Below are 12,121 nucleotides of genomic sequence, written 5' to 3'. Positions count from 1 at the left end.
TTCAATGCAGTGCGTTTGCGTGAGAGGCGAATCGGGTGGTTCCGACCCGAAATGGTGATTGCCAGCCATCTGCGGCCCGGCTCTCATCAGCGCTAGTGGCTGATGTCTCTGGTCGGGGCGACAGGATTCGAACCTGCGACCCCCACACCCCCAGTGTGATGCGCTACCAGGCTGCGCTACGCCCCGATCAGAGAGGGCGTGCCTTTAGGCCCGGTTTCGTCGGCATGCAAGCCCGAAGCGTCGACAAGGGCAAATGTTGCGTGGGACCTGCGCAGATGATAGCTGCCCGCAGTTGACAGGATGCCGTGTTCGCGGCGTCCGCTTTTTCGGACATTCAGGCCAGCAATGCTCGTACCTTCCGCTTTCGCCCAGACCGCTGCCGCCCCTGCGGCTTCGGGTGGTTTCCTCGGCACGCTCATCGGCATCGCGCCGCTGCTGCTGATCTTCGTCGCCTTCTACTTCCTGCTGATCCGTCCGCAGTCGAAGCGGATGAAGACGCTGCAGGCGTCGATCGCCGCCGTGAAGCGTGGCGATCAGGTCGTCACCGCCGGCGGCATCATCGGCCGGGTCATCAAGGTCGAGGACACGTTCGTCGAGGTGGAGATCGCCGCCAACACCCGCGTCCGCGTGGTGAAGGCGACCATCGCCGAAGTCACGCCGCCCGCCGGCGCCAAGCCCGCGAACGACTGATGCTCGACTTTCCCCGCTGGAAACGGATCGCCATCTGGGCATCCGTGATCCTGTTGTCGCTGTTCGCGGTGCCGAGCCTGTTGCCCGAGGCGATGCGTGCGAAGCTGCCGAACTGGTACGCGTCGCAGACGATCAATCTCGGCCTCGACCTTGCCGGCGGCAGCTACATACTGCTCGAAGCGCAGACGCAGGACGTCGCGGCGACGCGGGTCGAAGCGATGCGCGAGATGATCGCAACCGAGATGCGCCGCAATCCGCGCGTCGCGGTCGGCGATATCTCGACGCGCGGCGGGCAGATCAGCTTCATGGTCCGCGATGCCGCACAGGTCGACGCCGCGCGCGAAAAGTTGCTGAGCCTCACCGGCGGCGGGGCGGGGATGACCGGCCAGCGCGAATGGGACATCGAGGTGCGCGACACCACGCGCTTCGTCCTGACCCCGACGCAGGCCGGCCTCAAGCTTGCGGTCGAAAATGCGATGAAGGACGCGACCGAGGTCGTGCGCCGCCGCATCGACGAACTGGGCACGCGCGAACCGACGATCATCCAGCAGGGCAGCAACCGCATCGTCGTGCAGGTGCCGGGGCTTTCCGATCCCAAGGCGCTGAAGGAACTGCTCGGCAAGACCGCGCGGCTCGAATTCAAGCTCGTCGACCTGACCGCCGATCCCGCCGCCGTCGCGCGCGGACAGGCCCCGGCCGGCAGCCAGATCCTGCCCTATCCGGCGCAGGGCGGCGGCATCGCGGTCAAGCGCACCACGATTATCTCGGGCGACCAGCTGGCCGATGCGCGCCAGACCTATGACCAGAACAGCCAGCCCAACGTCACGATCAACTTCAATGCCGAGGGCGGTCGCCGCTTCGCGAAGGTGACGCAGGAAAACACCGGCAAGCCGTTCGCGATCATCGTCGACAATTCGGTCATCTCCGCGCCGAACATCAACGAACCGATCCTCGGCGGCAGCGCCACGATCAGCGGCGGCTTCACCGTCGACTCGGCCAACCAGCTCTCGATCGCGCTGCGTTCGGGCAAGCTGCCGGTCGACCTGACCGTCGTGCAGGAAAGCACGGTCAGCCCCGAACTGGGCGCCGATTCGATCAAGGCAGGCGTCACCGCCGCGATCATCGCGACCATCGCCGTCATCGCCTTCATGGTGATGACCTATGGCCGGTTCGGTATCTATTCGACCATCGCGGTCGTGCTGAACATCCTGATGATCCTCGCGGTCATGGCGTTCCTGAAGGCGACGCTGACGCTGCCCGGTATCGCCGGCTTCGTGCTGACCATCGGCACCGCGGTCGACGCCAACGTGCTCATCAACGAACGTATCCGTGAAGAGCGCAGGCGGGGGCGCAGCGTGTTGCAGTCGCTGGAGCTGGGCTACAAGGAAGCGAGCCGCACGATCTTCGAGGCGAACGTGACCCACGCCATTGCCGGGCTCATCATGCTGATCCTCGGCTCCGGCCCGATCCGAGGCTTCGCGGTCGTGCTGCTGCTCGGCATCGCCAGCTCGGTGTTCACCGCCGTTACCTTCACGCGGATGCTGGTTGCCGGATGGATGCGCCGCCATCGTCCGACCGACATCACCATTTAAGGCCCCAGCGTCATGCGTCTCATCAAGCTGGTTCCCGACAACACCAACATCCGCTTCGTCGCGGTGCGCAAGCTCGCGTTCACCGTAACGCTGATCCTCAGCATCCTGGCGGTCGGGCTGGTGTTCGTGCGGGGCCTCAATTTCGGCGTCGACTTCATGGGCGGCGTCGCGATCGAGGAAAAATTCGCCTCGCCGCCCGCGATCGACAAGGTGCGCGCCACCATCGAACGGCTGGGGGTGGGCGAGCCTGCGATCCAGCAGTTCGGCGATCCGACCCTCGTGTCGATCCGCCTGCCGGTACCCGAAGGTGATTCGGGTGCGACCGACCGGCTGGTCGAACGGGTGAAGTCGGCGCTGTCGACCGAATTTCCCGGTGCGACCTTCAGCAACTATTCCACCGTGTCGGGCAAGGTGTCCGACGAACTGGTGACGAACGGCGTGCTGGCGGTCCTACTGGCGATCGTCGGCATCGCGGTCTTTTCGTGGTTCCGCTACGAATGGCAGTTCGGTATCTCGACCGCCGTCGCGATCATCCACGACGTGCTGATGACGCTCGGCTTCTTCGCGCTGACGCAGATGCCGTTCGACCTGACCATCGTCGCCGCCGTGCTGACGATCATCGGCTATTCGATCAACGACAAGATGGTGATCGACGACCGTATCCGCGAAAACATGCGCAAGTTCCGCAAGATGGAGATGCGCGAGCTGATCGATCTGTCGGTCAACGAAACGCTGCCGCGTACCGTCATGACCTCGCTGACCATCCTGCTGGCGCTCACCGCACTGATCGTGTTCGGCGGCCATGTGCTGCGTGGCTTCACCGCCGCGATGATCCTGGGCGTGATCGTCGGCACCTATTCGTCGATCTACGTCTCGTCGTCGCTGCTCATCACGCTGGGGCTGAAGCCCGGTGCGCCGGTGGGCGAGGGCACGGTCAAGGACCCGGCGCCGGGCAAGGCGTCGCGGTGAAGATCGACCGGGTCCGCAAGGGCGATGGCCCGGTCGTCTCCGGCCTGACGACGGCGGGGTTTCGCGTCGATGACGGCATCTATCCCGCGCTGCTGATGACCCCGCAGCGCGCGGATTTGTGGGTGCCGCCGGCGTTCGACGCGCTCGATGCCGATGCGCTGGCGTCGGTACTGGCGATGCAGCCTGAATTCCTGCTGCTCGGCACCGGCGCGACGCTGCGCCAGCCGCCGCGCGCGCTGGTCCGTCAGCTCGACGCGCTTGGGCTGGGGATCGAGGCGATGGACAGCCGCGCGGCGGCCCGCGCCTGGGGCGTGCTGCGCGACGAAGGGCGACAGATCGCGGCGGCGTTCTACCCGCTCTGACGGGGAGTAGGCCCCATGCCGCTATTGCCCCCGGATCGGTCGAAAGCGATCCTCAGGGCAAGTCCGGCGTGACAGGCGCGGCGAGCGACCGCCCCGCGACCAACCCCGCCAGATGTTCGCGCAACTCCGCCGCATTGCGCTCCCAACTGAACGCGTCGACCACCGCCCGCGTCGCTTGTCCGTCGGCCGGCTGCGACAGGACTGCCGCGATCCCCTGCGCGAAGGCGCTCGATTCGCGTGCCACGATCCGTCCTGCCGCCGGCACCGTCACCACCTCGCGCGCGCCCCCGGCATCGGGAATCACGATTGGCGTCCCGCTCGCCAGTGCCTCGACCCAGGCATTGGCCAGCCCCTCCGATGACGATGCCAGCGCCATGACGTCGGCCGCCGCCAGCAGGTCGGGCAGATCGCGATGCGGCATCGGCCCGGTCAGCTTCACCCGGTCGCCGATGCCCAATTCCGCGATCCGCGCCGCCAGCGCCGCCTGATCCGGTCCGCCGCCGACGATCCACAGCCTGACACCCGGCAACGCCGCCACCGCATCCAGCACGATCCGGTGTCCCTTGCGCGGGATCAATGCCCCCAGCGACACGACCAGCGGGCCGGTGACCCCCAGCCGCTGCCGGGCGGTCGCGCGATCGATCGTACCGAATCGGGTGCGGTCGATGCCGGTGCAATGCACGCGAACCGGGCGGTCGATCCCGGCGGCGGCGATATCGTCGGCCATCGACTGCGACACCGCCAGCAGCCCGTCGGCGGCCTGGCCTGCGCCACGAACCTGCCCGGCGGTGGCGGGGGCGTGGCCCCAATGGTGAATGTCGGCCCCGCGTGCCTTGATCGACACCGGCACGCCGAAATGCCTGCCCAGCGCGACCGCCGCCGGGCCATCGGGAAAGAAGAATTCCGCGTCGATCACGTCGAACGCAAAAGTCTCGCGCAGCCGGGTCAGCATCGGCAGCAACCGTCGCACCAGCGCCGCGACATGGAATCGCCCTTGCGTCGCAGGAAGGTTCAGGAAGCGCGGGCGCTCAACGCTCAGGCCCTTCCACACCTCGCGCTGCGGCAGGGCCGACAGGGCGCGATAGGCGGGATGCAGCGACAGCGGAAAGGGCGGCAGCCCGATTGGTGCGATTACCCGCACCTCGACCTCTTCCAGCGCGGCCAGCCCCAGCGTCTGGCGTTCGACGAACACCCCGAAATTGGGCCGCACGGCATCGGGGAACAGGGTGGCAAGGGTCAGGACACGCAGCATCGCCGGCTGGTGTAGCGCGAAAAGGGTGAAGGCTTCGCGAAAACGGCGGGCCGACGTCCGATAGAGAAGCGGTACGATCAGATATGCGTCACCCCGGATCAAGTCCGGGGTGACGGGGGGGACGGGCAAGCCTGCCACCCCCGACCGATGCATTACGCCGTCAGCGTGTGTTCCAGCGTGATTTCCGCATTCAGCAGCTTCGAAATCGGGCAACCGGCCTTGGCGCCGGCCGCGATTTCCTCGAATTTCGCTTGGTCGATGCCGGGGACGTTGGCGTTGAGCGTCAGTGCCGACTTCGTGACCTTGAACCCGTCGCCATCCTTGTCCAGCGTCACCTTCGCGGTGGTTTCCAGCGTGCCGTCGCTAAACCCGGCGCCGGCGAGCGCAAAGCTCAACGCCATGGTGAAGCAGCTGGCATGAGCCGCGGCGATCAGCTCCTCGGGATTGGTGCCCTTGCCGTCCTCGAACCGGGTGTTGAAGCCATATTGCTGGTCGGACAGCACGCCCGACTGGGTGGATATGTGGCCTTTGCCGTCCTTGCCGAGACCTTCATACCGGGCGGATGCACTGCGGATCATGGCGAAACCTTTGCGAATGAAAAAGGGGAGGGCCCGTCGCCGGACCCGCCCCTCAGAATTCGCCAGACCGGTTAAGGTTCAACGGCAACGGTTACGGCTGCCGCTCTTCTCGATCTCGCGACCGGCCAGCGCGCCCGCGCCGGCGCCCAGCAGCGTGCCGAGCGTACGGTCGCCACGCGAATCGATCGTGCGACCGACCAGCGCGCCGGCAACGCCGCCTACGACCAGACCGGTGGTGCCGTTTTCCTTGCGGCAGTAGCGGCGGCCGTCACGACCGCGCCATTCGCGATACCGGTGGCGGCGCTGTGCTTCAGCATCGGTCTTGCCGACCGAAATGCCGTGCTTCGAGAAGGTCGGGCCGACCGGGGCCAGCAGCGAGGCGGCGGCAAGTGCCATCATCAAATTGCGCATGGGGTTTTTCCTTTCGTCCGTAATCCTGATGTGGCCCCTTAACGCATCCTCGCGCTGACGGTTTCATGAACGAAACGAAAGGCTCTCGTTCAGGTTTGGGGACAAGTCAGCCCAGCGGCACCCGGACGACCGGTTCATACCAGGCGCCGTCCTGCCCCAGATGGCTTTCATACAGGGTCATGTGGTCGAACCGCATCGCCGGCGATGTCAGGCCGGCGTTGGCGGCGAGGAAGCCGTCAACCGGTCCCGACGCGCGGTTCAGCCGGGCGAGCGTGACATGCGGCAGGAACGCGCGCCCCTCCGGCGGCAGCCCGACGCGGACCAGCGTATGGTCGACCTTGCGATGCAGCGCGGCGACCGCATCGTGCGGCGCGATGCCGGCCCAGATCGCCCGACCGCGCGATCCCCCGCGCGATCCGGTATCGAACCGCCCGACGCCCGACAGCGCCAGTGTCGGGGCAGGGGCGTGGATCGCCTGCAACGCGACCGCGATATCCTCGGCGACGGGGCGCTCAACCTCCCCGATATAGCGCAGCGTGATGTGCAGCTGCGCCTCGTCCTGCCACCGCGCGCCCTCCACGCCATCCATGATGTCCAGCAGGATCCGGCGCAGCGCGGCCGGCGGGCGAAGGGCGACGAACAGGCGGTGCACGCGTGAATCCTCCCAGCGGCGTAACAAAGTGTTGCTACCCGCGTTTGTCTTGAAATCGCCCGTTGCCCGGACGATATTTCCATCATCCGGCATGTGTGCCGGGAAGAGGAGTTTACAATGGCGAACTGGTCCGATCCCCGGACGACGGCCGCACCGATCACCCGTAACCGCACCACCGACATGGCGCGCGACGCGGGGCTGCGGTCCTACATGCTCTCGGTGTACAACTACATGGCTTCGGGCGTGCTGTTGACCGGCATCGTCGCGCTGTTGTTCTCATGGGGTGGCGACACGTCGCCAGCCGCGCAGGTCTTTTACCAGCCCGGCGCGCTGAAGTACCTCATCATGTTCTCGCCGCTGATCTTCGTGATGGTCATGAGCTTCGGCATCAACCGCCTGTCGACCGGCGCGGCACAGGGGCTGTTCTGGGCGTTTGCGGCGGTGATGGGTCTGTCGATGTCGACGATCTTCCTGCGCTATACCGGCCCGTCGATCGCGCTGACCTTCTTCTCGACCGCGACCGCGTTCCTGGCGCTCAGCCTGTATGGCTACACGACCAAGCGTGACCTGACCGGGTTCGGCACCTTCCTCATCATGGGGCTGGTCGGCCTGATCGTCGCGTCGCTGCTGAACCTGTTCTTCCAGTCGGGCGTGTTCAGCCTGGTCATCAGCGCGGTCGGCGTGCTGCTGTTCGCCGGTCTGACGGCCTATGATACGCAGCGGATCAAGGCGATGTATTTCCAGGTCGCCGGCACCGATTTCGCGGGCAAGGCCGTAATCCTCGGCGCGCTGTCGCTCTATCTCGATTTCGTGAACATGTTCCAGTTCCTGTTGTCGTTCATGGGCAACCGCGACTGATCCCACGCTTTACGACGTCACTATGGAAGGCCCGGCAGGCAACTGCCGGGCCTTTTCGCATGGGCGGAACGCCCGGCGTCCTCGCTTGTTGGGGCGGGGAAGGAGTGAGGGATATGACCAACGAAACCAACGGTATCGACGACAAGGCCATGGCGTCGCTCTCGGTCGCGCCGGATGGGCGGGAGAGCGAGGCGAACCCGGCGCGTGGCGATGCCGGTACCGGCGGCACGGATCGCGACGAATCGGACAGCGATGCGAAGCTCGACCAGGGGCTCGACGAATCGATGGACGCCTCCGACACGCCCAGCGCGCTCCAGCCGGGCAGCGACGGCCCGGCACCATCGTCGGGCTATGACGCCGAGCAGGAAGCGAAGCTGGCCGGACACAACGACCGCGACTGATCGCCAGCACATGGTACGGTTCGGGCGGCGCATCGGGGTTTCCCGGCGCGCCGCGCTCGGTAAGAAGGCAGCTATGACGACCAACCGGCTGTTCCGCCCGATCCTGCGCATCGCTGCCTTGCTGTCGCTCTTGCTGGCCGCGATCGTGCCGGCACAGGCGGCGGTGACGATCACCTTCTGGTCGCAGGAATTCGGGCAGAATTTTCCGCATGCCTTCTTCACCTTCGCGGGTACGCCCGATGCCGGTGGTCCGGCGGTGAACGAAAGCTACGGCTTCACCGCAAAGGCGATTACGCCCGCCCTGCTGATGGGGTCGGTCGGCGGCATGATCGATCGGCCGAAGCCATCCTATATCGCCAAGAGCAACGCCCATTTCTCGGTCGTGCTGAGCGATGCGCAATATGCGTCGGTGCGTTCGCTGATCGACGAATGGGGCGAAAAGGGCGATTCGCACTATAATCTCAACCGCCGCAACTGCGTGCATTTCGTGGCGGAGGCGGCGCGGCGGTCGGGCCTGACCGTGGTCGAGGACAAGAAGCTGATGAAGAAGCCGCGCTCCTTCATCCAGTCGATCGAACAGGCCAATGCCGGGCGGGTGACGGTCGTCGAACTGCCGGCCAAGGCGTATTTCGCGACGCAGCCGCCGTCCGCCGCCAACGACAACACGCCCTTGCGCGACGCGGCGACCACGCCGCACTGACCGGCGCGTTGCCCCTTTCCGTGCGCGGCCGATTGCGGCAGTCCTGCGAGGGGACAAAAGCGGAGAAAGCGAATGCGGCGTTGGACGATCGGGCTGCTGGCGATGCTGGCCGGATGCGGGCAGGCGGATGAGGCACCCGCGCCGGCCAATCTGAGCGAGGACGTGCCGGTCCTGCCGTCGCCGACGCCGACCCCTGAAGCGCTGGTGACGATCCCGACCCGCTTCGTCGGCAGCTGGGACGTCAGCGGTGCCGCCTGCGCTGCCAACCCGGCGGCAGCGAGCCGCGTCGTCATCGCCGCGAATGCGGTGCGGATGGGCGACACCGACCTGCCGACCCGCGCGATCACCGCCGCCGATGCCGGCGCGGTCGATGTCGACGTGATCGGCGATCGCAGCGGAATTACCGAACAGCGGCGTTATCGCCTCGCGCTCGGCAGCGGCGGCAGCCTCGAACTGACCGGTGTCGATGGGCTGACCCGACTCTTGCGCTGCGATGCGCCGGCGGGGGCGGAGGCCGCCGCGCGCAACGCGGTCGCGCTCAACCTTGCGCCCGACGGGTTGCAGACGGTGGCCGGCGCGAGCAGCCGGTCGCTGCCCTTCGGCACCCCGGCGGAGGTCGTGCTGCGCGTGGTCGAGGCCGCGACCCAGGCATTGCCGCAACGCTCGCGCAACGCCGATTGCGGCGAAGGGCCGCTCGACGTCGCCACCTATCCGCGCATCGCCGTCTATTTCCAGGAGGGGCGCTTCGTCGGCTGGTCGGCACGCGGCCGCGGGCTGACCACGATGGGCGGCGTCGGGATCGGATCGAAGCGCGCCGATGTCGACGCGGTGATCGTGGCCCCGGTCGAGGAAACCAGCCTCGGCCGTGAATTCGGCAGCAGCGGCCTGTCGGGGCTGTACGATGCCAAGGACACTGTCAGCGCGCTGTGGGCGGGCAGCACCTGCATCGCCCGGTGATCGACACCGCGACGCCTGCCGATGCGGCGGCGATCATCGCCCTGTGGCAGGAGGTTCGACTGACCCGGCCGTGGAACGACCCGGCCGCCGATTTCGCCCGCGCGGTGGACGGCGCGACCTCGACCATCCTCGTCGCGCGACGGGATGGCGTGCCGATCGGCAGCGTCATGGTCGGCTATGACGGGCATCGCCGTTGGCTCTACTACCTCGCTGTGCGACCCGATGCGCAGGGGCAGGGGATCGGCACCGCGCTGTTCGATTCGGCGGAACAGTGGCTGCGCGCACGATCGGTGCCGAAGCTGCAGCTGATGGTCCGCGCCGATAACCATGCCGTCATGGCATTCTACCGCCGCATCGGATTGGAGGAGCAGGGGGTAACGGTCTTTGGCCGTTTCATCGATATTGCGACGTAGATGCAGCCGGTCGACTAATGATAGTCACTTGCAAAAGCGATAGCGAAGCCGTAGCGGACGCGAAACATCACAGGGATCGTTTCGCATGTCCTCCATCGCCGTCTTCCTTGCCGCCACCGCGCTGACCCCGGCTCCTATCGCTGCGGATGATCCGCAACAGCGTGGCGAGGAGATCGTGGTCACCGGGCAGCGTACCGAAGGCAGCGATGATTATGCGGTGAAGGCGCAGAGCACCGCGACCCGCCTGCCGCTGTCGCTGCGAGAGACGCCGCAATCGGTCAGCGTCGTGACCCGCGCGCAGATCGAGGATTTCCAACTCAACGACATCAACGCGCTGCTGGCGACGGTGCCAGGCGTCAATGTGCAGGCGCAGGAAACCGACCGCTTCTATTATTCCGCCCGCGGCTTCGACATTCAGACGTTCCAGATCGATGGCGTCGGCCTGCCGTTCCCGTTCCAGATCCAGAACGGATCGGTCGATACCGCGATGTACGACCGGATCGAGGTGGTGCGCGGCGCGCCGGGGCTGCTCTCGTCGACCGGCAACCCGTCGGCGGTCATCAACTTCATCCGCAAGCGCCCGACCCGCGACCTCGCCGCCTCCGCCAGCGTTCAATATGGATCGTACGACAATCTGCGCCTCGACGGCGACGTCAGCGTGCCGCTGACCAAGGGCGGCGGCATCCGCGCCCGCGCGGTCGGCTCCTATCTCGACGGCGACAGCTATCTCGACCGCTACGGCCTGACCCGCTGGACCGGCTATGGCATTGTCGAGGCGGACCTTGGCCCCGATACGGTGGTCAGCGCCGGCTATGGCTATCAGAACCACAAGAGCCGCGCGGCGATGTGGGGCGCGATCCCGCTTTATTATTCCGACGGCACCCGCATCGACCTTGCCCGATCGACCAACACCGCGCCCGACTGGTCCAGCTTCGATGTGACCGACCGCCAGATGTTCGGCGACGTGACACACCGGTTCGGCGACTGGACGGCCAAGCTGTCGGTGCAGCGCCGCGCGATCGACGAGGATGACCGGCTATTCTATGTCTTCGGCCCGAACGGCGCGCCCGACCGGGCCACCGGCCTCGGCATCGCCAGCTATCCCGGCGCGTTCCGGTCGTTCGCGCGCAACCTGACGATCGATGCGAATATCACCGGCACCGTGTCGCTGTTCGGCCGCAGCCATGACGTGATGTTCGGCGCGAACCGTTCGGCGCAGCGCTACACCCAGGATTCGGCCTATGACAACGCGCTGATCGGCGTGTCGCTGCCGCTGGCGACCGCGTTCGACGGCACGTTCCCCGAACCGAACTTCCCCGCCTTCAGCCGCAGCCTCGACACGCACAGCCGGCGCGAGACGGTGTACGGCCTGCTGCGCCTGAACCCCGCCGACCCGCTGAAGGTGATGATCGGCGCCAACGCCACCCGCGCGTTCAGCGAGGGTGTGTCCTACGGCGCGCCGACCAACTACGACCGTGCGCGCTTCCTGCCGTTCGTCGGCGCCACCTATGACCTGACCGGCAACATCAGCGCCTATGCAAGCTTCGCGACGATCTTCAATCCGCAGGACCAGCTGGAGCGGGTGGGCGGCACGCTGCGCCTGATCGACCCGATCGAAGGCGACAATCTGGAGGCGGGCCTGAAGGGCGAATGGCTGGGCGGCCGGCTGAACGCCAGCGTCGCGCTGTTCCAGGCGCGGCAAAAGAATACGGCGGAAACGGCCGGCTACGACACCACGATCAGGCAGACCCTTTATCGCGGCGTCGACGCGACCTCGCGCGGGATCGAGCTGGAGGTCAGCGGGCAGCTGGCACCCGGCGTGCAGGCGACCGGCGGCTTCACCGCGATGCGTATCCGCGGCGAACAGGATCAGGCGGTGCGCACCTTCGTGCCGCGCAACACCGGGCGGTTGAACATCGTCTGGGCGCCGGTCACGCTGCCTGCGCTGAAGCTCGGCATGTCGGGCCAGTACCAGAGCCGCATGTACCTCGAACCGTCGGGCGTCGTGTCGTCGACCACCGGACAGCAGGTGCGGATCACGCAAGGTGGCTATGCGACGCTCGACGTGATGGCGCGCTATGACCTGACCCCGCGCGTGTCGCTCAGCGCCAATGTCCGCAACGTCGCCAATGCGAAGGCGCTGAGCGCGCTGAACTTCGACCAGGGCTATTATAACGCGCCGCGCACGGTGCTGGGTACGGTGCGGGTCAGCTACTGACGCGAAAAGGGGGCGGTGGTACCGCCCCCTTTTCTCATCCGTCCAGCGCGCCCCTTTCGTGCTGAGTA

At 66.7% G+C, this 12,121-nt stretch carries 14 protein-coding genes and 1 tRNA gene; 10 read left to right on the top strand and 5 right to left on the bottom strand.

Annotation, left to right across the window (positions count from 1 at the left end; translation table 11 throughout):
* Positions 1-109 precede the first annotated feature (109 nt).
* Positions 110-186, bottom strand: a tRNA-Pro gene (locus ASE58_RS02870).
* A 159-nt stretch (positions 187-345) separates the two neighbouring features.
* Here ASE58_RS02870 and yajC point away from each other — a divergent pair.
* From yajC to ASE58_RS02850, 4 genes are read left to right on the top strand one after another with little or no spacing between them, the layout of a single operon-like run.
* On the top strand, positions 346-690 hold the full coding sequence (gene yajC, locus ASE58_RS02865; protein ID WP_055760006.1) for a preprotein translocase subunit YajC: 345 nt from the start codon (positions 346-348) through the stop codon (positions 688-690).
* Positions 690-2,282 (top strand): protein translocase subunit SecD, encoded by a 1,593-nt coding sequence (gene secD / locus ASE58_RS02860; RefSeq protein WP_055760011.1) that lies wholly within the window; start codon positions 690-692, stop codon positions 2,280-2,282. The genes yajC and secD overlap by 1 nt, the downstream gene beginning before the upstream one ends.
* A 12-nt stretch (positions 2,283-2,294) precedes the next feature.
* A complete protein-coding gene (gene secF, locus ASE58_RS02855) occupies positions 2,295-3,251 on the top strand; it encodes a protein translocase subunit SecF (RefSeq protein WP_055760013.1) in 957 nt (318 codons plus the stop codon).
* A complete protein-coding gene (locus ASE58_RS02850) occupies positions 3,248-3,613 on the top strand; it encodes an Mth938-like domain-containing protein (protein ID WP_055817679.1) in 366 nt (121 codons plus the stop codon). The genes secF and ASE58_RS02850 overlap by 4 nt, the downstream gene beginning before the upstream one ends.
* A gap of 52 nt (positions 3,614-3,665) precedes the next feature.
* Here the strand turns inward: ASE58_RS02850 and ASE58_RS02845 are convergent, their stop codons facing one another.
* The 4 genes from ASE58_RS02845 to thpR form a co-directional block, all read right to left on the bottom strand.
* Positions 3,666-4,865 carry a glycosyltransferase gene (locus tag ASE58_RS02845; RefSeq protein WP_055818162.1) on the bottom strand — a complete coding sequence of 400 codons (1,200 nt, stop codon included), beginning with the start codon at positions 4,863-4,865 and terminating at the stop codon, positions 3,666-3,668.
* 152 nt (positions 4,866-5,017) lie between these two features.
* A complete protein-coding gene (locus ASE58_RS02840) occupies positions 5,018-5,443 on the bottom strand; it encodes an OsmC family protein (RefSeq protein ID WP_055817677.1) in 426 nt (141 codons plus the stop codon).
* A gap of 78 nt (positions 5,444-5,521) precedes the next feature.
* The gene (locus ASE58_RS02835; RefSeq protein WP_156347583.1) at positions 5,522-5,854 is read right to left on the bottom strand and encodes a glycine zipper 2TM domain-containing protein; all 333 of its coding nucleotides are present in this window, start codon (positions 5,852-5,854) and stop codon (positions 5,522-5,524) included.
* A 106-nt stretch (positions 5,855-5,960) separates the two neighbouring features.
* The gene (thpR, locus tag ASE58_RS02830; protein ID WP_055817675.1) at positions 5,961-6,506 is read right to left on the bottom strand and encodes an RNA 2',3'-cyclic phosphodiesterase; all 546 of its coding nucleotides are present in this window, start codon (positions 6,504-6,506) and stop codon (positions 5,961-5,963) included.
* A 117-nt stretch (positions 6,507-6,623) separates the two neighbouring features.
* Between thpR and ASE58_RS02825 the strand changes: the two genes are divergently transcribed.
* From ASE58_RS02825 to ASE58_RS02800, 6 genes are all read left to right on the top strand, one after another.
* Positions 6,624-7,364 carry a Bax inhibitor-1/YccA family protein gene (locus ASE58_RS02825; RefSeq protein WP_055817673.1) on the top strand — a complete coding sequence of 247 codons (741 nt, stop codon included), beginning with the start codon at positions 6,624-6,626 and terminating at the stop codon, positions 7,362-7,364.
* 113 nt (positions 7,365-7,477) lie between these two features.
* Complete coding sequence (locus ASE58_RS02820) at positions 7,478-7,765, top strand: hypothetical protein (protein ID WP_055760031.1); 288 nt, start codon at positions 7,478-7,480, stop codon at positions 7,763-7,765.
* A gap of 73 nt (positions 7,766-7,838) precedes the next feature.
* Complete coding sequence (locus tag ASE58_RS02815) at positions 7,839-8,465, top strand: hypothetical protein (protein ID WP_200909283.1); 627 nt, start codon at positions 7,839-7,841, stop codon at positions 8,463-8,465.
* A 72-nt stretch (positions 8,466-8,537) separates the two neighbouring features.
* The gene (locus ASE58_RS02810) at positions 8,538-9,422 is read left to right on the top strand and encodes a hypothetical protein (RefSeq protein ID WP_055817671.1); all 885 of its coding nucleotides are present in this window, start codon (positions 8,538-8,540) and stop codon (positions 9,420-9,422) included.
* A complete protein-coding gene (locus ASE58_RS02805; protein WP_200909282.1) occupies positions 9,419-9,835 on the top strand; it encodes a GNAT family acetyltransferase in 417 nt (138 codons plus the stop codon). Before ASE58_RS02810 ends, ASE58_RS02805 begins: the two co-directional genes overlap by 4 nt.
* 85 nt (positions 9,836-9,920) lie before the next feature.
* The gene (locus ASE58_RS02800) at positions 9,921-12,053 is read left to right on the top strand and encodes a TonB-dependent siderophore receptor (RefSeq protein ID WP_055817668.1); all 2,133 of its coding nucleotides are present in this window, start codon (positions 9,921-9,923) and stop codon (positions 12,051-12,053) included.
* The last annotated feature ends 68 nt before the right edge of the window (positions 12,054-12,121 follow it).

The organism is Sphingomonas sp. Leaf9 (assembly GCF_001421355.1).
Classification (GTDB): Bacteria; Pseudomonadota; Alphaproteobacteria; order Sphingomonadales; family Sphingomonadaceae; genus Sphingomonas.
Note: the sequence above shows the minus strand (reverse complement) of the source record. Positions and strands in the feature narration are given on the sequence as shown.

Bases quoted from the DNA above. Each gene is read 5' to 3' on its own strand.
- yajC (WP_055760006.1), top strand. From the start codon at position 346: ATGCTCGTACCTTCCGCTTTCGCCCAGACCGCTGCCGCCCCTGCGGCT.
- ASE58_RS02825 (WP_055817673.1), top strand. From the start codon at position 6,624: ATGGCGAACTGGTCCGATCCCCGGACGACGGCCGCACCGATCACCCGT.
- ASE58_RS02815 (WP_200909283.1), top strand. From the start codon at position 7,839: ATGACGACCAACCGGCTGTTCCGCCCGATCCTGCGCATCGCTGCCTTG.
- ASE58_RS02800 (WP_055817668.1), top strand. From the start codon at position 9,921: ATGTCCTCCATCGCCGTCTTCCTTGCCGCCACCGCGCTGACCCCGGCT.
- secF (WP_055760013.1), top strand. From the start codon at position 2,295: ATGCGTCTCATCAAGCTGGTTCCCGACAACACCAACATCCGCTTCGTC.
- secD (WP_055760011.1), top strand. From the start codon at position 690: ATGCTCGACTTTCCCCGCTGGAAACGGATCGCCATCTGGGCATCCGTG.
- ASE58_RS02840 (WP_055817677.1), bottom strand. From the start codon at position 5,443: ATGATCCGCAGTGCATCCGCCCGGTATGAAGGTCTCGGCAAGGACGGC.
- ASE58_RS02835 (WP_156347583.1), bottom strand. From the start codon at position 5,854: ATGCGCAATTTGATGATGGCACTTGCCGCCGCCTCGCTGCTGGCCCCG.
- ASE58_RS02810 (WP_055817671.1), top strand. From the start codon at position 8,538: ATGCGGCGTTGGACGATCGGGCTGCTGGCGATGCTGGCCGGATGCGGG.
- ASE58_RS02845 (WP_055818162.1), bottom strand. From the start codon at position 4,865: ATGCTGCGTGTCCTGACCCTTGCCACCCTGTTCCCCGATGCCGTGCGG.
- ASE58_RS02820 (WP_055760031.1), top strand. From the start codon at position 7,478: ATGACCAACGAAACCAACGGTATCGACGACAAGGCCATGGCGTCGCTC.